This is a genomic window from Rheinheimera sp. 1928-s (genome assembly GCF_029269265.1).
Taxonomy (GTDB): Bacteria; Pseudomonadota; Gammaproteobacteria; order Enterobacterales; family Alteromonadaceae; genus Pararheinheimera.
On the sequence record NZ_JARIXP010000004.1, the window covers coordinates 235,682 to 259,481 of the forward strand.

Annotated in this window: 20 protein-coding genes; 8 read left to right on the forward strand and 12 right to left on the reverse strand. The window is 45.0% G+C overall.

Annotation, left to right across the window (positions count from 1 at the left end):
- Positions 1 to 176: 176 nt before the first annotated feature.
- The 6 genes from P3C17_RS11420 to P3C17_RS11445 are packed head-to-tail and all read left to right on the forward strand — an operon-like array spanning position 177 to position 7,013.
- Positions 177 to 1,574 carry an undecaprenyl-phosphate glucose phosphotransferase gene (locus tag P3C17_RS11420; RefSeq protein ID WP_300929554.1) on the forward strand — a complete coding sequence of 466 codons (1,398 nt, stop codon included), beginning with the start codon at positions 177 to 179 and terminating at the stop codon, positions 1,572 to 1,574.
- Positions 1,575 to 1,584: 10 nt separating this feature from the next.
- Positions 1,585 to 2,766 carry an outer membrane beta-barrel protein gene (locus P3C17_RS11425; protein ID WP_300929555.1) on the forward strand — a complete coding sequence of 394 codons (1,182 nt, stop codon included), beginning with the start codon at positions 1,585 to 1,587 and terminating at the stop codon, positions 2,764 to 2,766.
- A 24-nt stretch (positions 2,767 to 2,790) separates the two neighbouring features.
- On the forward strand, positions 2,791 to 3,318 hold the full coding sequence (locus tag P3C17_RS11430) for a polysaccharide biosynthesis/export family protein (RefSeq protein ID WP_300929556.1): 528 nt from the start codon (positions 2,791 to 2,793) through the stop codon (positions 3,316 to 3,318).
- Positions 3,318 to 5,507, forward strand: a complete 2,190-nt coding sequence (locus P3C17_RS11435) for a polysaccharide biosynthesis tyrosine autokinase (protein WP_300929557.1) — start codon at positions 3,318 to 3,320, stop codon at positions 5,505 to 5,507. Before P3C17_RS11430 ends, P3C17_RS11435 begins: the two co-directional genes overlap by 1 nt.
- Positions 5,507 to 6,247 carry a CpsB/CapC family capsule biosynthesis tyrosine phosphatase gene (locus P3C17_RS11440; protein WP_300929558.1) on the forward strand — a complete coding sequence of 247 codons (741 nt, stop codon included), beginning with the start codon at positions 5,507 to 5,509 and terminating at the stop codon, positions 6,245 to 6,247. Before P3C17_RS11435 ends, P3C17_RS11440 begins: the two co-directional genes overlap by 1 nt.
- Positions 6,240 to 7,013: a hypothetical protein gene (locus P3C17_RS11445; protein WP_300929559.1), complete on the forward strand. Its 774-nt coding sequence runs from the start codon at positions 6,240 to 6,242 to the stop codon at positions 7,011 to 7,013. Before P3C17_RS11440 ends, P3C17_RS11445 begins: the two co-directional genes overlap by 8 nt.
- Here the strand turns inward: P3C17_RS11445 and P3C17_RS11450 are convergent.
- The 12 genes from P3C17_RS11450 to galU form a co-directional block, all read right to left on the reverse strand.
- Positions 6,982 to 8,412: a phosphomannomutase gene (locus P3C17_RS11450; protein ID WP_300929560.1), complete on the reverse strand. Its 1,431-nt coding sequence runs from the start codon at positions 8,410 to 8,412 to the stop codon at positions 6,982 to 6,984. The two genes, P3C17_RS11445 and P3C17_RS11450, sit on opposite strands and share 32 nt — an antisense overlap.
- Before the next feature lie 9 nt (positions 8,413 to 8,421).
- Positions 8,422 to 9,843: a mannose-1-phosphate guanylyltransferase/mannose-6-phosphate isomerase gene (locus P3C17_RS11455; protein ID WP_300929561.1), complete on the reverse strand. Its 1,422-nt coding sequence runs from the start codon at positions 9,841 to 9,843 to the stop codon at positions 8,422 to 8,424.
- Positions 9,840 to 11,300: an oligosaccharide flippase family protein gene (locus tag P3C17_RS11460; RefSeq protein ID WP_300929562.1), complete on the reverse strand. Its 1,461-nt coding sequence runs from the start codon at positions 11,298 to 11,300 to the stop codon at positions 9,840 to 9,842. The genes P3C17_RS11455 and P3C17_RS11460 overlap by 4 nt, the downstream gene beginning before the upstream one ends.
- Positions 11,297 to 12,283, reverse strand: coding sequence for a glycosyltransferase (locus tag P3C17_RS11465; protein ID WP_300929563.1), 987 nt, complete (start codon positions 12,281 to 12,283; stop codon positions 11,297 to 11,299). The genes P3C17_RS11460 and P3C17_RS11465 overlap by 4 nt, the downstream gene beginning before the upstream one ends.
- A complete protein-coding gene (locus tag P3C17_RS11470; protein ID WP_300929564.1) occupies positions 12,273 to 12,806 on the reverse strand; it encodes a DapH/DapD/GlmU-related protein in 534 nt (177 codons plus the stop codon). Before P3C17_RS11470 ends, P3C17_RS11465 begins: the two co-directional genes overlap by 11 nt.
- A gap of 3 nt (positions 12,807 to 12,809) precedes the next feature.
- Entirely contained in the window at positions 12,810 to 13,970 is a 1,161-nt protein-coding gene (locus tag P3C17_RS11475; protein WP_300929565.1) for a glycosyltransferase, read from the reverse strand.
- Positions 13,967 to 15,082, reverse strand: coding sequence for a glycosyltransferase family 4 protein (locus P3C17_RS11480; RefSeq protein ID WP_300929566.1), 1,116 nt, complete (start codon positions 15,080 to 15,082; stop codon positions 13,967 to 13,969). Before P3C17_RS11480 ends, P3C17_RS11475 begins: the two co-directional genes overlap by 4 nt.
- Before the next feature lies 1 nt (position 15,083).
- Positions 15,084 to 16,142, reverse strand: a complete 1,059-nt coding sequence (locus tag P3C17_RS11485) for an acyltransferase family protein (protein WP_300929567.1) — start codon at positions 16,140 to 16,142, stop codon at positions 15,084 to 15,086.
- On the reverse strand, positions 16,114 to 17,337 hold the full coding sequence (locus P3C17_RS11490; protein WP_300929568.1) for an O-antigen ligase family protein: 1,224 nt from the start codon (positions 17,335 to 17,337) through the stop codon (positions 16,114 to 16,116). Before P3C17_RS11490 ends, P3C17_RS11485 begins: the two co-directional genes overlap by 29 nt.
- 8 nt (positions 17,338 to 17,345) lie before the next feature.
- Positions 17,346 to 18,242, reverse strand: coding sequence for a glycosyltransferase family 2 protein (locus P3C17_RS11495; protein WP_300929569.1), 897 nt, complete (start codon positions 18,240 to 18,242; stop codon positions 17,346 to 17,348).
- On the reverse strand, positions 18,236 to 19,600 hold the full coding sequence (locus tag P3C17_RS11500; protein ID WP_300929570.1) for a UDP-glucose/GDP-mannose dehydrogenase family protein: 1,365 nt from the start codon (positions 19,598 to 19,600) through the stop codon (positions 18,236 to 18,238). The genes P3C17_RS11495 and P3C17_RS11500 overlap by 7 nt, the downstream gene beginning before the upstream one ends.
- 97 nt (positions 19,601 to 19,697) lie before the next feature.
- Positions 19,698 to 20,630, reverse strand: coding sequence for a UTP--glucose-1-phosphate uridylyltransferase GalU (gene galU / locus P3C17_RS11505; protein ID WP_300929571.1), 933 nt, complete (start codon positions 20,628 to 20,630; stop codon positions 19,698 to 19,700).
- Positions 20,631 to 21,245: 615 nt separating this feature from the next.
- Between galU and P3C17_RS11510 the strand changes: the two genes are divergently transcribed.
- Both P3C17_RS11510 and P3C17_RS11515 read left to right on the forward strand, forming a co-directional pair.
- On the forward strand, positions 21,246 to 21,800 hold the full coding sequence (locus tag P3C17_RS11510) for a hypothetical protein (RefSeq protein ID WP_300929572.1): 555 nt from the start codon (positions 21,246 to 21,248) through the stop codon (positions 21,798 to 21,800).
- A gap of 598 nt (positions 21,801 to 22,398) precedes the next feature.
- A complete protein-coding gene (locus P3C17_RS11515) occupies positions 22,399 to 23,796 on the forward strand; it encodes an undecaprenyl-phosphate glucose phosphotransferase (RefSeq protein WP_300929573.1) in 1,398 nt (465 codons plus the stop codon).
- Positions 23,797 to 23,800 lie beyond the last annotated feature (4 nt).

Sequence of the window (23,800 nt, forward strand, 5' to 3'; positions counted from 1 at the left end):
GTGTGCGGCTGCGCACACAGTTGTCAGATATGGCTGTGTATGGTGGCAGTGAGGACTTGTGATCACAGTCATTGGAATGGCAAAAAATGAAGCCAATATCTTATTGTTTTATTTTTTGCTACAGCAACTTCACCCTAAGACAGTCAAGCTCTAAGGGTGGTTAACAGGATGTAGCTATGAACACGCCCACAAGTTTCAAAAAGGAAGACAGTGGTTTTGGCTTCCTGAACAGGTTTTTAGACATCATCGCTATAGGCGCAGCTTTATACCTGAGTCTGAAGTTATATGGCGAGGTCGTAACGACAAGTTACATTATGTTGTATTTTTCTGTCATGGCCGTTTATCTGTATACAGCGGAGTCGGTTCAGTTGTATCGCTCCTGGCGTATCGGCAGCGTGACCAGCAATATCGCTGTTGTCATGCTGTGTTTATTCGTCGCTTTTAGTTTGATGCAACTTGTTACCTTTGGCTTAAAAAGTACCGCTGACTATTCAAGAGTGGTGATAGTCGGCTGGTTTGCTTTGTCTTTTTGTTACACCTCAGTCTGGCGTATCGCTGCCAGGTTCCTAAAAAACACCCTGCATAAAAATGGCTACAATCTGCGCCGTGTGGCAGTGATTGGTTGCACCTTCAATGCAAAACGCCTGATTGATGAAATGACCAATAAACCACAACTTGGACTGCAATTTTGTAATGTGTACGACGACAGAGAAGTGGATCGTCTGCCTGAATGCGGTAAAACCATCACAGGGAAAATTGATGAATGCGTCGAGTCCGCCCGAGATGGTGCCTTCGATAAACTTTACATTACCTTACCTTTATCCGCAGATAAGCGTATTGCCGACATTATTCAGCGCCTGGGGGATACCACGGTCGATGTACACATAGTGCCTGATTTCCTGCTGTACAACCTGATGCATGCACGACTTGGCACTATAGGTGATGTCGAAACCTTAAGTGTATTTGAGTCGCCCTACTACGGTGCCCATGACTGGTTAAAGCGCTCCTTTGATGTCACCGTCAGCTTTATCGCTTTGCTAGTACTGGCTATTCCTATGCTGGTGATAGCAGCAGCCATCAAAATCACCAGCCGTGGTCCGGTGTTGTTTAAACAGGATCGTTACGGTTTGGACGGTAAAGCGATCCGGGTGTTCAAGTTTCGCAGCATGACAGTGCAGGACAACGGAGCCAATGTGGTCCAGGCAAAAAAAGGCGATGCCAGAATAACGCCCTTAGGCGCCATGCTGCGCCGCACCTCACTGGACGAGTTACCGCAGTTTATCAATGTACTCAGAGGGGAAATGTCTGTGGTTGGACCTCGCCCTCATGCTGTTGCGCACAATGAACAGTATCGAAAGCTGGTCGCCTTTTACATGCTCAGACACAAAGTGAAACCAGGCATTACCGGCTGGGCACAAATCAACGGCTGGCGTGGTGAAACGGATTCATTAGAGAAGATGGAAAAACGTGTCGAATTTGACCTGACGTATATCAAAAACTGGTCATTGTGGTGGGATACAAAAATTGTATTTTTAACTTTTTTTCGCGGTTTTACAGGAAAGAACGTTTATTAAAGGACTACTTATGAAATCAAGGTTAACTATGATGACAGTACTGGCATGTGCCAGTATTGACGCATTTGCAGTCGATCCTCAGTCTATTCAGACAGAGTCGGGTTTCGATATTACGCCGCTTCTGAGCAGCGGCTTAAAATACGATAACAATATCGCCAGCAGCAGTAGCAACGAAACCGAAAGCTGGATTTTTACTCTGACCCCTTCTGTCAGGGCTGTGCTGGATGACGGCGTCAGCAAAACAGAACTTAGCGCTGCGGCCTTTAACGGTACTTACTTTGACAGCAGTCGGGACAATTTCACAGACGTCTTGCTAGGCGGCCTTTTTGATACCAGTTTGTCAGAACAAGGCAAAATAAACCTCAAAGCCGACTTAGTCTGGGGCCATGAAGACAGAGGCACTGGTATTACAGAAGGTCTGAATACGGATCAGGACCAACCAACCCGCTTTAACACTCAAACGGCCTCTGGTTATTATGAATATGGCAGTACAGCAGCTCCTGCCCGGGTGCGTTTCGGCACAAAGTACTATAACAAAGAGTATATGAACCAACACGAAGTGACGCAGTACCGTGACTACGACGCGCTGCTCGGCGGAATTAACTTTTATTACGATACCCAGTCCGGCACTACCGCTGTTCTCCAAAGCAGCATTGAGCATATCAACTACGACTTAATTGACCCACAAGCAACACGCGATAACAAAGATACTCATGTCAAAGTGGGAGCCGAATGGCAAATCACGTCCATCACTTCGGGTGACGCCAAAATTGGCTATCAAAATAAGAAATTTGATGACAGTAGCAGAGAAGACTTCAGTGGTTTGGCCTGGACTATCAACGCCAAATGGTCGCCATTCACCTACAGCCACTTTAACCTTGGTACAGGCCGCAGAGCCAAAGATCCGTTGCAAGACGGAGATTACGTCAAGGAAACCACCTTCTTGCTGGGATGGACCCACAACTGGACAGAGTCCGTTCAGACCCAACTGCACTACAACAGAATGGAAGAAGACTATGTCGGAGTCAGCCGTGAAGACAAAAACAACGCATACACCGCAAGCGTAAAGTATGCGTTTCGCCGTTTTATTGATGTCACGTTCTTTACCACTGTAACAGACAAAACCTCCTCTGTTCCGGGCATAGAATTTGATCGAAACATCATAGGTCTGAGTTTCGACTTTTCGCTTTAACTTACTTTATTACAGGCTAAATTCATGCAACAACATGCATTATTGCTGGTTACTTTGTGTCTGAGCTTCTCGTCATGGGTCTTTGCCCAGGATGATATGGCATATCTGTTAGGTCCTGGTGACAAAATCATCATTCAGGTCTACGGCGAAGAAGAGCTGAAAATAGAAACACAGCTAACCGACAGCGGTAAAATTAACTACCCATTCCTTGGTGAAATAGCAGCCAAAGGCCTAACCATCAAACAGCTGGAAAGCCGCATTTATACTGGCTTAAAAGGCGATTTTTTTATTGAACCTAATGTCTTTGTTGGCATGGTGGAATACCGGCCGTTTTTTATTCACGGCGAAGTGAAAGCTCCGGGCGGATTCCCTTACAAACCCGGCATGACAGTCAATCAGGCCGTAGCTTTGGCCGGAGGACTGACTGAACGAGCCTCGAGGGAGAAAATATTTATCACCCGCGAAGCCAATAAAAGCAAGCAAGAAAACGCCAACCTGAACACTAAAGTGAATGCAGGCGATACCATCACCATCGATCAGAGATTCTTTTAATGACAGCCTTAACGGATTTAACGGGCTCCTCCCAGCAGAATGTTATCGATCTGCGCAAATACATGTCCATCATCAATATCAATAAATGGCGCATTCTGAGCATGGCTGTACTGGTCAGTATTCTGGCGGTATTGGTGGTGCTGAATATCCAGTCCAGATATGCTTCTACGGCTACCTTATTGATAGAAAGTCAGCAGGCAAAAGCTGTCTCTATTGAGGAAGTCTATGGCATGAACTCTAGCCAGCAGGAATATTACCTGACTCAGTTTGCCATATTAAAATCACGCTCTATCGCAGAAGATGTAGTCGATAAACTGAATTTAAAAAACCACCCTGATTTTGTAGCAAAGCCTGATGTCATCGACAACCTCAAAGATTTGTTGGCTTTTATTCCTAAAAAAGATACTGAGTTAACGGCAGAGCAAATTGAGTTTCGAGCCAGAGAAAAGCTGATCACTGAATTTCAACAGCGCTTAACTATTAGCCCAATTGCAAAAACCCAGTTGGTACAAATCGGCTTTACCACCTTTTCAGCAGAGCTGGCCTCACAAGTCGCCAATGCGGTCGGAGAAGCTTATGTCCATAGCCAACTCGAAGCTAAACTCGGCATTACCCAAAGAGCATCCAGCTGGCTTGGCAGCCGTTTAGCGGAATTACGCATTGAGTTGGACGAGTCTGAAGCGCAACTGCAAGCCTATCGTGAAAAAGAAGGCCTGATTGATGTTGAAGGTGTACGTGGTTTAGGTGGAAAAGAGCTGGCAAGATTGTCGGACGAATTAACCGAAGCCAGATCCCGCAAAGCGCAAATCGATGGCTTTATCCGGGTAATACGCCAGTACGGCATCAACAATATGGAACAACTGGAAAGTCTGCCGGAAATTACCGCGCATAAAGGCGTACAGGATGTAAAAACTCAGTTGGTACTGACAGAACGCAGGGTATCAGAGCTGTCAAAAGTTTATGGCGCCAGGCACCCTAAACTGATGGCAGCCCAAAGTGAGTTGACAGCGGTGCAGGATAATCTGCATGGCCAGATCAGAAAGCTAATTTCCGGTATTGAAAATGAAGCCCGCGCTGTGCAGGAGAATGTTAGCTCGCTGGAAGCTGAACTGTCGAAAGCTAAAATCCAGTATCAGGATGTAAGCTTAAAGGAAACTTCCTACCAGCGGCTGGAGCGTGAAGTGTTAACTAACCGCCAGCTGTATGAAACATTTTTAGCCCGGCAAAAAGAAACCCAGGTGACCAGTGACTTTAATTCAGCTATTGCCCGTTTTACGGATATAGCGGTAACGGCAACAGAGCCAGTCGCGCCCAAACGCAAGCTGATCGTCATACTGGTTTTTATCGCCACCTTGGGTCTTGGCATACTGGTGGCTTTTGTTCTGGATGCGTTAAACGACACCATTAAATCGCCTTATGATGTAGAAAATCATTTAGGTCAGCGAGCCCTGGGGTTTATGCCTGAACTTTCACATAAAAAACACCAGGATTTGCCTTTATACAGTTTCTTTTCCGATCAGCAGAAACAATATGCCGAAGCAGTTCGCAGCATCAGAACCAGTCTGACGCTGCTGTCTCTGGACAAGCCCATGAAGTTAATAGAGCTGACCTCTTCAGTGCCCTCAGAAGGTAAATCTACGGCGGCTGTCAATTTAGCCTTTGCTTTTGGCCAGATGGAAAAAGTACTGCTGATTGATGCAGATATGCGCCGGCCTTCGCTGGCTAAACGATTTGGCTTACCGGCCTATCAACCTGGTCTTGCCAATTTAATTGCCGGTCGTGAACAGCTCGATGATTGTATTGTGCTGGATGAAAAATCAGGGATCAGTGTATTGCCTGCCGGTAACGTACCGCCCAATCCACTGGAGCTGTTGTCCTCTCCCCGCTTTGCTGAACTATTAAAACAGCTGGCACAACGCTACGACCGAATTATTATTGATACGCCGCCAGTGCAGGCAGTAAGCGATGCTTTACTGATCGCCAAGCAGGTAGATGCAGTGATCTATGTTGTGGCAGCTGACCAAACCCGCGGCACTGCGGTACAAAACGGTATAGCCAAGCTGCTGCAAACCGAAAATAACTTCTCTGGTGTGATACTGAACAAAATAAACATGAAAAAAATAGCACAAAGTTATGGTGACTACAGTCACTACGGCTATGAGCATTACCACAGCAACGAGAAAAACTAATGTATGACCTGCATTGTCATTTATTACCAGGTCTGGATGATGGTGCCCAAACCGCAGCAGAGGCGCTGAGCCTGCTGCGACTGGCTCAGCACAATGGCATCAGCCATATGGTGATCACACCTCATATCAACCCTGGCCATTTTGACAACACCAAAGCCATGATCCACAAGGGCCTGGTGGCTTTAAAACAACTGGCGAAAGAGCATCAACTGACAGTGCGACTGGCCGCTGCGGCAGAAGTGCGTTTATGTGCAGAGCTGCCCAGCTGGGTGGAAACATCGGTCTTACCTTATCTGGGCGAATATCAGGGCTATAAGGTATTACTGCTTGAGTTGCCGCATAGCCATGTACCCGAAGGCACGGATCGCTTAGTGAAATGGCTGTTGGGTAAAAATGTACTGCCGATGATCGCTCATCCGGAGCGGAACAGGGAAATCCAGAGCGATCTGAAAAAACTGCAGCCCCTCCTGCGTTTGGGCTGCTTAATGCAGTTAACCGCCAGCTCAGTGCTGGGCGACATGGGTGAGCGCAGTCAACAGACTGCACTTGAGCTGTTGCGTCAAAGGACTTTTCATATAGCGGCCACCGATAGTCACAATCAGCACCGTCGCCCCCCAAAACTGGCCGAAGCTCGTGACCTTATCGCTTCCTTGTGCGGTGATGACTATGCACAGCTATTGGTTGTAGAAAACCCCAAAGCAATCAGCCAGATCCACTTTAATGATAAGACTTATGTCTGAACCTTGCCTCTCGTCCGGTGACAAGCTAAAAGTACCGCGCTTTGGCACCACCATAAGCCGTACTCTGGCCATCCCTGCGTTGTTGTTGCTGGCAGCCACAGCCTGGTACATAGCTCCGACTGGGCTTGCCAGTGTCTGGTATTTTAAAGCCAGCAGCTCGCTGGAGCTTTGGTCAAAGCAACCGACTTTATTGAGTCTGGGTAGCTGGCAGCAAGCAAGTAGTGCTATCGATCAGGCCGTCCGGCTGCACCCCAAACATCCGCATTATTTGTTAACCAAAGCAAAAATCAATGAATGGGGCTGGTATGCGGGTTTTATGACAGGGAAAGAGTTGAAAGCAACTGAGCAGTATTATCTGGCTGCCATCAAAACCAGACCCAACTGGCCTAATGCCTACGCAGACTATGCTTATTATCTGGCCGTAACTCAGTTACGGCTCACTGAAGCTTTTGAGCAATTAAAACTGGCGAAACGTTACGGTCCTTATACGCCGGAAACCTTATTGCGTCAGTTAGCCGTCGGATTTTTGCGTTGGGACTCCCTAAACCCTGTGCAAAAAACAGAAACTCTTCAGACATTAAAAACAGTAGTGCTGACGGGCTACCCCATGCATAGTCAGGCCAGGATCCTTGTCAAAGAGACAAAACAACAGCAGGTGGCTTGCATTTATCTGACGGCCAATAAAAACGACTTTCCGGCGGATATTCAACAACGCATCCAAAAAGACTTTTGCCTTAAGGGTGCAGACTCAACGCAAGCACTTTAGCCAGAACTTTCCCGACCAGCGCTTTGGCTTTTTGTTCAGATACAGACTCCGCATAACATCGCAGTTCAGGCGCATTGCCAGAAGGGCGTAAATGCACTATGTCGCCATTACTCAAACTTAACCGCAGCCCATCTGTGGTATCGACAGACAGCACTTTTGCATCCAGCCCTAACGCAGAGACAAAAGCCTCAGTGTTGATCGCCGCTTCGCTCAGCAGTTGCTGACTCAGCTCTGTTGCAAAGTGACTCAAGCGCTGACTTGCAGTAAAGCGCTCTGGTAACTCTGATAACAGCTCTGACACCACTCTGCCTTTGGCAAGCTCTATCAGGGCCAGTAAAGGTAATACCGCATCCCGTGTCGGTAACGCAGTCAAACGTCTTGCCTGCTGTTGCAAATCACTGGCCAGTAAAAAACCACCATTGGCTTCAAAACCCGCCACAGCCTGATGCTGCTCTAGCTGACCGAATGCTTCAATCACATAAGGTGAGCCAATACGACTGCGCAGTACCTGCAAGAAATAACCAGACTGTTCAATGGCAGTATTGCAACTGACAGGTACAGCCAAAGCCTGAATGTTTAATGCTTTGGCAGCCAGCAAACCAAGCATATCCCCGCGCAGCCAACGGCCCTGCTCGTCCGCTACCAGTGGCCTGTCGCCATCCCCATCGGTAGAAAACAGCAGATCCAGTTGATGTGCCTGAGTCCACTGCACAGCTTTTTGTTCATCTTCTTCAGATACAGCTTCGGTATCTACAGGCACAAAGTGATCTGAACGCCCCAGTCTGATCACACAAGCCCCTAACTGCTGCAGCAACTCAGCGTAAATATCACGTCCTGCGCTGGAATGCTCATAAATGCCTATGGTTAAGCCTTTGGCCAAATCCTTTGGAAACCAATCCAGATACCGTTGTTTATAGTCTTCGGCAGCAGCAGGGTTCGCCGTCAATGTTGCAGAGTGAGCAGGCCGGCTGAATGGCACCTCCACAGCAAGCATCTGCAGTTCGTCCTGCTTGGTAATTTCACCTTGGGGACGATAAAACTTCAGGCCATTGCGGTCAAAAGGAATATGGCTGCCTGTCACCATAATGGCTGCTATACCCTGCTTCATCGCGGCGTAAGCCAAAGCTGGTGTAGGAATAACCCCATAATAATCCAGCTGAATCCCCAACTGCTGCACAGCAGCGGCACACCAGGCAGCTATTTCAGGGCTGCTGGGTCTGTTATCTATGGCCAGAGCTATACGCTGTACATCAGCGTTTTGTTGCAGCAATTGAATAAATGCCAGAGTAAAGGCACAACACAGCTGTGGTGTAAAATCGACGACCAGACCACGGGCTCCACTGGTGCCAAATTGCACTGAGCTTTGCCGGATCAGCTCGCTACTGATGAAGTGAGCCATCTGGCCTCCTTAAGTTCTGCCATACCTGTCTTCAAAACGCACTATATCGTCCTCACCTAAATAACTGCCCGATTGCACCTCAATCAGTTCCAGCAGCACTTTTCCCGGATTCTCCAGTGCGTGCACTGCGGTGACGGGAATATACACCGACTGATTTTCAGTAATAAATTGTTCAACCCCATTAATAGTTACTCTGGCAGTACCAGAAACCACTATCCAATGCTCGGCTCTGTGATGATGCATTTGTACCGACAGTTTAGCACCTGGCTTGACGCTAATACGCTTGACCTGAAAACGTGGGCCCAGATCCACAGAATCATACTTGCCCCAGGGACGGTACACTTCACGGTGAACATTCACTTCAGGACGGCAGGCCGCTTTTAGCTGGCTGACAATATGTTTAATGTCCTGGGTATGATCTTTGTGAGCCACAAGCACCGCATCCTTGGTATTGACGATCACCAGATCCTGTACCCCAACCACAGCAATCAGTTTGTCGTCAGAATGCACATAAAGATGATGCGAATTGTGCAGGAATACTTCGCCGCGCAGTACGTTATTTTGCTCATCTTTGCTGGCCACCTGCCATAAGGCAGCAAAGCCCCCGACATCATTCCATCCTGCGTCTAAAGGCACCACCACAGCATCTTTAGTTTTTTCCATCACCGCATAGTCGATAGACTCTTCAGGGCAACGACGAAAAGCTTCGTTATCAATGCGGATAAAATCCAGATCTTCGGCCAGTTGCGCAACTGCATCCTGACAGCATTGGTAAATGTCAGGCCTGAACTGCTTCAGCTCAGCTAAATAACGGGATGCTTTAAACATAAAGATGCCGCTGTTCCAATAGTAGTCACCACTGGCCAGATAAGCTTCAGCAGTTGCCATATCTGGCTTTTCAACAAAAGCCATCACCTTATAGACAGGATCATCCAACAGACCTGTCGCTGTCACCTCACCCCGCCTTATGTAGCCATAACCTGTTTCAGCATGAGCAGGCACCACACCAAAAGTAACCAGCTTACCCTGCTCTGCCAACTCAGTGGCCTGAGCCACAGCGGCATGAAAAGCCGCAGCATTCTTTATAAGATGATCAGCAGCCAGTACCAGTAACAAAGGGTCCTCGCCTTGTTTGCGGGCGATAAAAGCGGCGAGCGCTATGGCTGGCGCTGTATTGCGCCCTACAGGTTCAAGCAAAATAGCGGTCTTCAGCAGTTTTAACTGTTTCACCTGCTCCGCGGTAATAAAGCGGTTCTCTTCGTTACAGATAATCATCGGCGCGTGGTGATCCATGCCATTTAACCGCAATAAGGTCTCCTGCAACATACTGTATTCACCACAAAGCGGGATAAACTGCTTTGGATAATTACTGCGCGATAAAGGCCACAAACGGGTGCCGGTTCCGCCAGCAACGATAATGGGATAAATCATATAACTTCCTTGTCAGACTTTCTGTGCATCAAATCGAATCCATACTGGCCAGCAAATACGACAGCACAGATGGCCAGTGACAATAACGAAGCTTGAACAAGCATTAGTGTGGACGACAGGTAATCCGGCTCTGGCAGCGGAAAAATCGGCTCGAAACTGTACATCACAAAAGGCAGCATGATTAAAAAGCACACCTTGTAAAAGACATAAGAAGGCTTGACCTGAAAAATAAAACGGTACATCACAAAAAAACAAAACAGGTAATTGATGACAAAAGAACAGACGATTAACTGACAAAGTAACAAAATATTTTCCACATAAGCACCGACAGAAATTGCAATGAAGGTGCTGATGACGGAAAAAAGACCACAATAAAACTGCAGTCTGGATTGGCCAAAAGATTGATAGATGGCTCCGGTTGCACTCAATACCATCTGCAGCGGAATGGAAACGGAAAAAACAGTCAGAATTGGATTAACGCTCTCCCAACCCGGACCAAATAACAAATACACTAAAGCACCAGAGCCATTATAAAAAACCATGGATACAAAAAGGCCTAAATAAGCCAGAGGTTGCAGTACCCGCAAAAACTCCGAAGCCACAAAACTTACATCCGCTTTGTGTTTAGTAAGCGTTGGCTGAAGAGCAGGCGTAATTGCAAAGGTAAAGAGTTGCAACGGATATCGCATCACCTGATAGGACTTGTCGTAAAAAGCAGTCACATTCAGGCCAAAAAATTTCGCAACAATAATGGTATCGAGGTTTCTGGAGAAAAAATTCACCAGGTTAAACAAAAACTGGAATTTGACAAAACTCACTATAGTTTTAAACACCACAAGGTCGCGGCCTAAGGCCGGCCGTCCGACTTCGGTTTGCGCAGACATCTGATAGTAAAAAATAAATCTGAATACAAAAGGAGAGCAGACTTTGAATAGCAGCGCATAAAATCCATAAGAAAAGTAAAACAGCACCAGACACATCAGTAAAGACACTGTTTCTGCATAGATTTCTGCTCGTGCAATCAGGATAAATTTGGAGCCACGCTGCAGTGAAGCCAATGGCGACGTAGTCAGACAGACAAAAAATACCGTGACAGCAATAAAAAGCGCTGCATAAGGCATGTCTTTCATACCAATCCAAAAGCAAACCAATGGAAACGCAAAGAAACTTAAAGTTGCCAGCAACAACCCCAGCAACAGGCTTAATGACATCAGGCCATTGCGCTGACTGACCGAAACATCATCCAAATACACCATGGCCGGAACAATGGAGGTGGAGCTGATTAGCACCATCAGGGTGATAAATACCTGAACAATAGCCACATAACCGAAATCGCCAGGGGCAAACAACCTGGCCAGCAGCACCATGGAAAAAATCTGAAATGCATAGAGACTGTACTTGCCTAACAAGCTGCGTTTTATCGCTCGGTTTAACTCCAAACCAGATTGCTTCCTCATAGGACCTCTGCCAGATTTCTGATTTCCCCGGCAAACTTATGATTCACAATATCGATAGGAGTTTGAATAATTTTAGTTGCGGCTAATTCTTCATAACTGATGTCAGGAAGTTCGGTTTGATTACTGACGATATAAAACTTGTCGCTGACCAACTCGTCGGCGATCTGTAGCTGATGGTCATCAGAAAACTCGTCAAAAGCCTGCAATCGTGGAATAAAAATCACGGTTTTGCGGTAAGACAGCATTAAATTAATACTTCCTATGCCGCAATGACTGATCACCAGCGCCGACTTTTGCACATAGTTTTCCACGTCCTGCCGGCTCAAAGTGCTGATCATCCTATGATTAGTTTCTGTAGCAGAAATGAGATTAGGACCAGTCTGGATCACCCAATCGACTCGTTTGTCTTGGTACAGCGGCATAGATGCGATGTACTCAAAGAGTCGGGCAAACATGTACACATTTGTCCCTACGGTTACAAAGATAAGCGGTCGTTCGACAGCAACTTCTGCCTCTTTTGGATAGCTGTTTTCCGATAAGATATCAAAACATTTGCCTAAATACAGGCAATCAAATTTCTCTGCCATAGCTTTCCACTGACAAATAAAATAATTTGCCAGTTTCAATTTTTTAATCATTTTTCCTGTATTTGACAGCTCCTTTACACGAGACAAGGTATCGATAAATATCACCTTGCAACCAAACAATCTGGCCAATACAGCAAAAGGTAAAAATATCGGGCCACCCGTGCTTATCACCACCTTAGGCATAAAACGGGCAAATAAATAAAACCCGATAAAGAAGTTCATCAGATGGATAAAAAAGTTAAACTGAGTACTTCTAACCACAATAACTTTGTTTGGAGTCCCGATCAGATTATTTATATTGGTAACAATAATAAAATCATCCAGCGCTGAGCATGCACACAATGCTTGGGTCATATGACCACCCGATGTCGCAATAACAAATATTTTATTCGACATGACTAGCTCCCATTGGGTCTCTGAATCGCACTATTTTTGCCGGCACACCAGCCACAATGGCAAAATCAGGAACGGAATGGGTCACTACAGCACCAGCACCGACAATAGCTCCTCTGCCAATGATCACTCCGGGGAGTACCACTGCATTTCGGCCAATCCACACATCATCAGAGATGGTTACTGCACGTTCCTGGCTATAACCTTGCAGGCTCATCGGAGTGTCTGTTCGATCAAACGCATGCATCCGGCTTAAAATGGAAACATTAGGTGCTATAAGGACATTATTGCCCAACGTTACTTTTTCTAAATAAACATTTTCATTGATCCGGCAACCGGATCCGATTTTGATATTCTTACCATTCCCTATATAAAGATTAGGACCGATCATGGAAGGATTACCTCCGGGTTGAATAATTTTCATCACCCTTGTCAGATAGGCCACTCTCAAGTCACAGAAAAAAGAAACAAATCGTGCCGAAGGAAGTTTTGATATCAGCAAATAATATAAAATCAACTTAAACATAGGTCACCCATTCAGAGCATTAATATAACGTTCAACGATGTGTTCAGATGTAAATGTCTTAAAAAAACCTGAATCAATCAGCTCAGTAATATGATGACGAAACTCATCTCCTCTCTCGGTCAAAACTAAAATGGCCTTGGCGATCTCCTCCGGGTCTTGTGTTGTGACAGACACACCAATTAAATCATCAGAGAAAATGCCGTCTATTCCGGTTCCTTTCATATATAAAACAGGAGTTTGGCTGGCGATCGACTCTAGATAAACCATGCCAAAGGTCTCATCCAACGCCGGAAGTAACATGCCATCTGATCGGGCAATAATACGCAGAAGCTCAGCATGCTCCAGCAATCCGCTATATAAAATCCGATCAGACAACAGCAGAGAAGAAACGTGGGATTGTATAATTTTAAGGACTGAATCATCTCCACCACCTATAATATTCAGTCTGATATGAAGTGTCGGAAATCTATCCTTTAATACGCTGATGGCACTTATAAGGTTTAATATGCCTTTCCTTTTATACTGATGAAAACTCAGTACAGTGGTGTACTCAAAATGAGTTTTTTTCTTTTTATCATCGTCACTGTCAGTTTGACTGCCACGTTTGAGCTTGAATCGGCATAAATTAGGCATAACAATCGCATTGTCTAAATGAAGACCACTTAGTTTTTCCATACTTTGTTTTGCGGCCGGGGTTAAAAATATGACTTTTTTCGCATCGGTCAGAACTTGGTTAAATATCGCCTTACAGTCATGCATTCTGCTGTAAAACCTGAAATCAGTTCCGCCTCTGATGGTAACCAGATAGCCTACAGACCAGGCCGCTGCTAAGTACTTTGCAACTAGTCCCTCAGCGGTTAATTTATGGGCATGAATGACATCAAACTTCATTTGATTCAGGTAAAAAAAGCGGATCAAAGTAGCCCAAAAAAACAGCAGAAACCTATGCACATAAGGCAGCGGCAAAGAAAAATAAACCACACAAAGCCCACGCTCAAAGGGCTTTACAGATATCCTGAACGGATTGCTGGTTCTGTGTAGCGACAATACATAACTGCTGATATTGCTGTTTGCTTCAACAGCTTCAATCAAATTCAGTACAGCCTTGGTATAGGGATAAGAACTGCCGTCCGGAAAATCCTGATGGATATGCAAAATGTTCATCTTGCCACCAACTGGAGTAATGCAATGCGGGACCTCAACTTCTCTCTGAACGCGACATCAGAAAATGTTTCGCTATGGGTCCGGATCGCCGCGACATTAAATGCGACCGGCATCTGCTCAAATCTGTTGATACATTCAATAATACTTTCTGTTGACTGTTCACTGAAGAATAACCCTGTCACTCCATCCACTACGGTTTCAAGACTGCCGCCTTTGCCAAAGGCCAGAACCGGTGTACCTGTGGCCTGCGCTTCAACAGGCATGATGCCAAAATCTTCTTCAGCCGCGAAAACAAAGGCTTTGGCATTTGACATGTAAGCCAGCAGACTGACATCGTCCTGATACCCCAGCACTTTAATGTTTGGATAGTCTTTGGCCAGAGCTGCAATTTTTTTCATCTCAGGACCATCGCCGATAACAATCAACTTCTTATCTTTAAGCTGTTGAAAACTAGAAACAATTAAGTCTATTCTTTTATAGGGAACCAGCCTGGAGGCGGCAAGATAATAGTCGCCTTTTTTCTCGTGTAACACGAAACGGGCTATATCCACAGGCGGATACAAAGTTTCTGATAACCGGCCATAACATTTTTTGATTCTGGCTTTTATAAAGTTTGAATTGCTGAAAAACAGATCTACGCCATTTGACGTGCGGGTATCCCATATTCTGAATTTATGCAGAAAGTAGCGTGCAATAAAGGACTTCACGCCTGAATTCATATTCGCTTCCTTCAGGTACTCATGCTGCAAATCCCAGGCATAACGGGCAGGTGAATGGCAATAACAGATATGCGTCTGATTTGGGCCTGTGATCACCCCTTTTGCCACCGAATAACTGGAGGAAATCACCAGGTCATAGCTGGACATATCAAATTGTTCTATCGCGAATGGAAACAATGGAAAATAATTCCGGTACCACGTTTTTGAAAACAATAAATCTTGTATAAATGAAGTATGGATAGTGCAACCATTTAACCAACCCGCATCTTCTTCAGGAAGGAAATTCACCAGTGTATAAATATCAGCCCCCGGATACAGAGTTATAATTTCTTTAAGAACCTTCTCTGCACCACCATTGACTATTAGCCAATCGTGAATTATTGCCACCTTCATGCTATTTCTTCCTTGAGCTTGGGCGCTCAGCAAATATTAATATTGAATAAAGAAATAAAATCATGATTAAAAATGCTGATATTTCCAGGACTTTACTCGCATATCCAAAAACAAAATAAATGAAAAATGATGACAAAAATAATGTGTAGTGCAGCACATAGGCCAGTAGACTATTTCTGCCTACCGTATTCAACACATCGACTATCCATTCCGGAACAAGGCTTCTCTGAATTAGATAGGCATTGATTAAAACAATAATGATAACCACACCTATATACAGCAACATGTACGATACTGCGGGTGGTGCTTTTAATCCTGCGTTGGCGAGCACCCTAAGCACATCGCCGGACGTTCTCATAAAAATAAAAAATGAGCACAATATCGAAACCAGGCTAACACTTAAAAAAAATATCGTCCGATGACGATCGGCGGACCAATGAGAATACATTTTTGAAAAAAAGAACCCCAACAACACAAGGCCATAAAACGGAAAAAATGGATACACATCATAAAAGAACAGCCGGAACAATATAGTTTCACGCAAGTGCTCAAAATTACTGCCAACAGCATATCCAAACCCATACACAATGACCGCGATGCATAGCAACCACAGCGGATTTAACGCCTTTACAAAATGCAGCACCAGCGGTGAAACTGCCAAGGCAAGCATATAAAAAGTAAGAATTTCTCCAGATCCAGACGTTTCTCTGTACAGCAGAATATTCATCAAATTCTCAGATACATACTCATACCGAAAGGCGCTGATCAAAACAATAAGCTCTCTGGCCAGAAATATATAAAAAATCTTGCTGGCTAATTTTTTGTATAAAAAAGACACATCCGACATACTCTCTACTTTTCTTGAAAAAATAGTAAAGAACGTAAAGCCAAATATAAGAATAAAGAACGGTGTTGCCACCCTTAGCACGGCTTTAACACCAAGCATTACGTCTTCGGAGATAATATCCCGAGTTTCAAGCGCCCCTACATAATGGATGAGAATCAGCATTAATATGGCTAATCCTCTACTACTATCTAGCCAACCGATTCTTTGCATCATAATCTCCCTTTATACAGCTGTACGATATGATGAAAATTGTAAAAAACCATACCATAGAGTCATCTTTGACAACTGAGCTTTCAGTGAAGTTATGAACAACTGGCAGAATTAACGCGGCAAAAATATATTTATCTTTTATGAATTTGGCGACCTTTAAAAATATGTACATAATACAAAGAGACAATGTAGTCCCCACATGAAGCAACATATCTAAGTATCCATTGTGTGTACTACTTATAAATCTGATGAAGCTAAAACGATTATCAAAGAAATAAGGTAAGACGGGCACACCGAAGTAAGAGCCGTAGCCATAGCCCAAGCCAAATTTATTGAAATGATGCAGGTCGTAATACAATGTATTCCAGATAAAGCCCCGCCCCGTGAGGGTCTCATCACTGACGATGGTGAGCATATTATCCATGGAACCAAAATAATGTACGTAACTTGGGTAAACTATAAACAAAGACACACAGGTGACGAATAACGACGTAACAATCCATCGCTGAGTAAAAAATGACAGCTGGCTTAATACAACAAATAATAACAAGATGAACATCGAGGTTTTACTATGCGAAAGCAGTAGGACCATCAGAGCTAGCGCTATCAGATAACTTATATTTCTGACCTTTATATTCATGCTCTTGTAGAGCAGAACCAGCATTAATGTCAGGCATAACATGTTCATGCCCAGAGCATTTTTACCTTTTGCGTAGCCAACCATATCGCCATTTGGATGAAAGGCTGTACCTAAAAGAACAGAGACCGCTATCAAAAAAAATGCACTGTAGGCGGCATACTTAATATTTTCACCGATCAAGCCATGTTGGTAGCAATACAATGTGGATGACATCACAGTAAAAACGAATATCAGCTGAAAGATGGTTCGCTTTATCGAAATGCCAGGATAAGCAGCCCATAAGGCACTAATGAAAAAGACTAAACAAATAAGTAAAAACAGGACCATGGCCGCGCTGAATCTTTTCCCTTCGGCCAATAAACGGGTATTCAGGCAATGTTTAGTCAAAAAGAATAAGAACAACCCACCCCACAACAGCTGCTTTAAAATACTGCCGCTTGAGATTTCTGCTATTTGCACGTCTAAATCAGTGTCGACCAGGCTAATTTTTGCTGCCAGTTGCGGCTCCATTAAGCCCATGCAAAAAAGCAGGATCAGCGACAGAGAGTATCGTTCCAAAAAGACACTCATTTATACAGTTCCACTTTCGCCCCGCTAAATACGCAGGCTACTTTTCCATATTTATCCAGTGCTTTCAGATAAAGCTTTAAAAACAGCTGCTTATTCACAGGATAGGAAAACAAACTGACGATGGAGATGCAGATCAGCAGCAACATATTTTTAACTGTGAACCAGAGTTTCTGCGCTACTGTTGCTTGTTCTAACCGGTATCGCGCATAGGTTTGGCCTACTCTGAGCGCGCGCTTCTTCAGATAACTTAGATTCAACCTGTCACTTTCCACACCTTCGTACACTATTGCATCTTTACAAAAAACTAATTTGGCGCCGCGGCAAAACATTCTGAAAAACAGCTGTGCATCCTCACCGCCCGTAGTGCCGTAGGCGACGTCAAATTTCATGTTGTTTTTTTCCAGAAATAATCTGTTGATCAAGGTACAACCACTTCCACCGCTACTTAATTCAGTTCCGGTTTCATGTGTTTTTCTCGAAAAGAAATTGCCTTCTTTAATCCAGGCAGGAGTATGGTCAGGGTAACAAGGGACAACATGGCCAAACACAACGTCTGCAGCATAAGTGTCAGCTGTCTCTTTAAGTCGGAGCAGCCATAACTCATCGGCCACTTCGTCATCGTCAATCGAAGCTATCCAGTCTCCCCTGGCTTTTTCAAGCAGCTTGTTTCTCGCCGCTGAAATGTTTTTTACCGGCTCTGAGTAATAGTTCAGTTGATGTGGAAAATCGCCCTGAAAAGCATCTATGGTAGCCCTTGCGCTAAGCTGTTCATCGTTATCAACAACAAGAACTTCAACATCCACTCCCTGTGGAATAACCAAACGGGCTATGCTTTGCAAAGTCAGCCGCAGATGTTCCCGCTTGTAAGTGCACATGCAGATCGAGATCAGCATATAGAAGGTCTGCCGATGGAATAGTACTTCACCCCCTGTTCAAGCATTTTTGCAAGGTTAAACAAGTTACGGCCATCAAACACAACCATATCTTTCATATTGCTTGCTAAAATTTCTGCATTTAATGTCTTAAACGACTTCCATTCGGTGCAGATCACCAAGGCGTCAGCGCCCTTTAATGCAGACTCTTTAGTCCCGGTTAATGCTAATTTATCTGTGCTGCCGTAAATACGCTGCGCTTCCTCCATAGCTTCGGGGTCATACGCCTGAACTTTGGCTCCTGCCGCCCAAAGCTGTTCCATCAACACCCGGCTTGGTGCCTCACGCATGTCATCTGTGTTGGCTTTAAAAGCCAAGCCCCATAATGCAAAAGTTTTGCCTTTTAAACTGTCTGTTACATTGCCTTTGCCAGTGGTGGTTTCCACTTCGTAATGCTTGCAAATCAGCTCAAATAGCTTTTCTTTTTGCTTAGTGTTTACCGCTTCAACGGCGTCAAGAATGCCCGGCACGTAACCATATTGTTTTGCTGTTTGTGCCAGCGCCTGCACGTCTTTTGGAAAGCAACTACCACCGTAGCCACAGCCTGCATAAATAAAGTGGTAACCAATGCGGGGATCGGAACCTATTCCTTTGCGCACATTTTCAATGTCAGCCCCCACCAGCCCGGCAATATTAGCCATCTCATTCATAAAACTGATTTTGGTGGCTAACATGCAGTTGGCGGCATACTTGCTCAGCTCACTGCTGCGTACATCCATCACTATTATTTTTTCGTGATTGCGGTTAAAAGGCGCATACACCTCACGCATAATGCTTTCGGCAGAGTCGGAGCTGGTGCCAATTACAATGCGGTCTGGCCGCATAAAATCGGCTAAAGCTGCGCCTTCTTTTAAAAACTCGGGATTGGAGACAACATCAAACTCAGCAACACTATTTCGCTCTTTCAGCGCCTGCTGAATGACAGCTGTTACCTTGTCCGCCGTACCGACAGGCACGGTGCTTTTGTTGACGATCACCTTGTAGTTGCTCATCAACTGCCCTATGGTCTCGCCAACTGCCATCACATATTGCAAGTCAGCTGAGCCGTCTTCATCGGGTGGTGTCCCTACCGCAATAAAAATAACCTCTGCATGTTGCACCGCTTCTTCAGCGCTGGTGGTAAACCTTAAATTGCCTTGTGCAATATTACTTTTCACCACACTTTCCAGACCAGGCTCATAAATAGGGATCCCGCCCTGTTTCAGGCTGTCAATTTTACTTTGATCGATGTCCACACAAATAACATCGTGACCTACATCAGCCAGGCAAGCCCCGGTGACCAGCCCTACATAACCTGTACCAAAAATACTTAACTTCATCTGTTATTCCTTTGACTTTGAAGCATTATAAAAAGCGGTTCGCTCAACAATAGAAAGCACTGTAGGGAGCACTGTGCATGGCAAAAACCAAGCCTGTTCAGGCGATCAGGCTTAGCTTTTTATTGCTTAATAAAGTCTGCAGATAGACGCCAAATTCCGCCCCTAAGGCAGGGTCTTTCAGTGCATAAGTGACGATCGCTTCCAGATAGCCCAGTTTGCTACCGCAGTCATGACTGCGGCCCACAATCCGATAAGCTTCCATGTTTTGCTCTTTCAGCAATTGAGCCAGGGCGTCTGTCAACTGAATTTCATTGCCAGTCCCAGGTTGGGTAAAACGCAGGATGTCCATCACAGCAGGAGACAACACATAACGACCGGTAATCGCCATATTAGAAGGAGCTTCATCTATGGGCGGTTTTTCAACCATGGCGTGCAGCCGCACAGATTGCCCCGCTGCAATAGGTTCACCGTTTAAGTCAACCACACCATAAGAACTGACAGCGGCATCCGGAACCGCTTCAACCATCACCTGACTGGCGCCGGTAAGCTGGTAACGATCAAGCATGGTTTTGAGGTTTTCTTGTTTTAAATTGCTTTCGTACTTGCTGATAAGAACATCAGGCAGCAATACCGCAAAAGGTTCGTTCCCAATCACTGGCGCAGCGCATAAAATGGCATTCCCAAGACCCAGAGCCATGGGCTGACGCACAGAAATCACTGTGACATGTTTGGGATTAATAGAGCGCACTTCTTCCAGCAAGGAGCGTTTTACTCTTTTTTCCAGCTGGGTTTCTAATTCAAAGCTGGTATCAAAATGGTTTTCGATCGAGTTCTTGCTGCTGTGAGTAACCAATACGATTTCAGTAATACCTGCAGCGGCGGCTTCTTCAATCACATACTGGATCAGCGGTTTATCCACAACAGGCAACATCTCTTTAGGAATGGCTTTTGTTGCTGGCAACATACGGGTACCCAAACCCGCAACTGGAATAACGGCTCTGGTGACTTTACGAAATTCTGACAACTGCATTAGCGCCTTCCTTCTGTTGTGTGCTGATTACTTTGTTGTGCAATGTTGGTGTTTGCTCACAAGAACCTCTGGTGATGCAACAAACACCTCGCTACATGCCTGAGCAAAGAGCATTCCCGACGATCATAATTTGATAAAAACGATAATTTCATCTGCTTTTTTTTAGTCTACCCCAGGGGGCTATGCGTGATTGGTGCGGTAGCGCTCTAAACTCATGCAGAAGATTTGGCGCCTTAGCCAACAGGTGAAAACTGAGAGATTGAAGTGGCTTCTTAAGCCTGAGGGTTTTCGCCACCATCAGGTGTTTCTGATTACACAGAATAAAAATTGCAGCAGCGTATGCCAGCGCACTGAAAGCGCACTGCAAAAGGTTCCTTATAGATAGCTTGTGGCAGATCAGTCACGGCATTAGCGCCAAGGTGCTGGCCTCTTTTACTGAATGTAAACAGAACAAGGATATGTGTTGCGTTTAGAGAGCTCATGGCGGTTCAGAACAACGGGTTGCTTTCACCACAAAAGGTCAATGTACAGGTAGAAAAATCTGGTTTTATGAGGGAATTCATCAACCTGAAGTTGCTGCATTCGCCCAAACTTTAACCCCAAAGGACATTCGGAATGAAAAAATTCACTATTCTTGCTGCTTTATTTGCAGCTGCAATCTTTAGTTCAGGTCAGGCGATGGCGCAGGATGCGGCGACTGTTGAAGCAGTCATAACTCAGTACCAAACATTGGTTGCGCACTATCAAAGCCAAAACATGACCTCAGGACAAGCCGGAACTCAGGCTCTGGCGGATATCGAAGCTGAAATTCAGGCCATGATTGAAGCGGCGCGGGATCAGGAAACCAAAGAAGCAATACTGCAGGCAGCTCTGGAAGCCGCTGCAGTATTGTGTATTGTCAGGCCAGGAGATCCGGTTCTGAATCAAAATCTGACGCTGTGTAATGACGCCGTAAGTGCAGTGCTTGCCGCTGCCTCTGCCGCAGGCATGACTGCAGATAGCATCGCTGCTGTTGCGGCTGCTTCAACTGGTGTAGATCAGGACCTGATCGCAGAAGAAACAGCTTCAGGTGGTGGTGGCGGTCTGTCAGGCCCTGGTACCTCAGCTCCCGGAGCTCCTGGTTTTGGCGGTGGTTCAGGCGGCGGCGGTGGCACTGCATCCGGTAATTAACACCAGCATTGTCCGGCTAGATAATGAGGGTCTGTTGGCCCTCACTATTTGATTTGTTCACTAAACCTGATGAATATTCTTCTTGAATTCTTCCTTTTAAGTTCAGTATTTTCTGAAACAACTAGGATTGGATCGCAACCCAGAAATAATCACAAAAAATTTACATTGCAGTATAACAATGCACCTCTGTAGACATACTAGAAACGCCATAAAAAATGGCTAAAATAGGTCCGCATCTCATGCCGTTGTAGATTTTATACACGATTTTTTTTAACTCATAAGCGATAAAACACAGCCTGATTTTTGCGACACTTTTTGTACATTAGAAAAAAAACATGTTAAAGATCAAGACAAACTGAGCATAAAACCAACACCCTCTCCTTCCAAACCCGCACTAGAACTACAGGTGAATATTTTTCAACCAGTTGAACATTCATATTTTTTAGTTAAGCCTGTTTAAGACGGCTGTAACAACTTCTGATTACAGTCGCAAACAGGGCAAAAAATTTTGAGCCAAGTACTCGTCGTTTTAATTTTTTTGCTGTATAAATTCTAACCAGCAATACTTTTGCGAGCTGGTGGTTAACAGGATGTTACTATGAACACTCACACAAGTTTTAAAGCTGAAGATAGTGGTCTCTGCTTCCTAAACCGACTTTTTGACATAGTGGCCATTGGCGCCGCTTTATACCTGAGCCTTAAACTTTATGGTCAGGTCGTGACAACCAGTTACATTATGTTGTACTTCACTGTGATGGCTGTTTACTTATATGCAGCGGAGTCGGTACAACTATATCGCTCATGGCGGGTTGGTTCTTTTTCACACAATATCCTTTTTGTAGGGATTTGCTTATTTTTAGCTTTTAGCATGATGCTGCTAATAACCTTTGCCTTAAAAAATACGGCTAGTTACTCGCGTGTAGTTTTTATGGGCTGGTTTACTTTGGCTTTTTGTTTTTCGGCACTGTGGAGAATTGCAGGCCGTATGCTGAAAAACACATTGCATAAAAGAGGGTTTAGCACCAGACGAATTGCTGTTATTGGTTGCACAACCAATGCCAGACGGCTTATTACAGAGATTGCCAATAAACCAGAACTCGGGCTACATTTTTTTGGCGTCTATGATGACCGCGTGCCTGATCGCCTGCCAGAGTGTGGCGAAATGTTGCACGGTAAAATTGATGAATGTGTGGAATCGGCCAGAAATGGTGCCTTCGACAAACTTTATATCACTTTGCCATTATCTGCAGATAAACGTATTTCGGAAATTATCCAACGTTTAGGCGATACCACTGTCGACGTGCATATAGTGCCGGATTTACTGCTGTATAACCTGATGCATGCCAGATTGGGCAATATAGGCAGTGTCGAAACACTAAGTGTATTTGAATCGCCCTATTACGGAGCCAGAGATTGGATCAAGCGCTCATTTGATGTCAGCGTTAGCGCTATAGCCCTTTTATTACTTGCTGTTCCGATGCTGGTTATAGCGGCAGCAGTCAAGCTGACCAGCCGTGGTCCGGTGTTTTTTAAACAGGATCGGTACGGATTGGACGGCAAGCCAATCAAGGTCTATAAATTTCGTAGCATGACGGTCCAGGACAACGGCGACACTGTAATTCAGGCAAAAAAAGGCGATGCACGAGTTACTCCTTTGGGCGCGGTGTTACGCCGGACATCACTTGATGAGTTACCACAGTTTATTAATGTATTAAAAGGGGACATGTCTGTTGTTGGTCCTCGCCCACATGCTGTGGCGCACAATGAGCAATATCGTAAGCTGGTTGCCTTTTATATGCTCAGACACAAAGTGAAACCAGGCATTACGGGCTGGGCACAAATAAACGGCTGGCGCGGTGAGACAGATTCATTAGAAAAAATGGAAAAACGCGTAGAGTTCGACCTGAATTATATTAAAAACTGGTCACTCTGGTGGGACGCAAAAATTGTATTTTTAACCTTTTTCCGGGGTTTTACAGGAAAAAATGTCTATTAAAAGG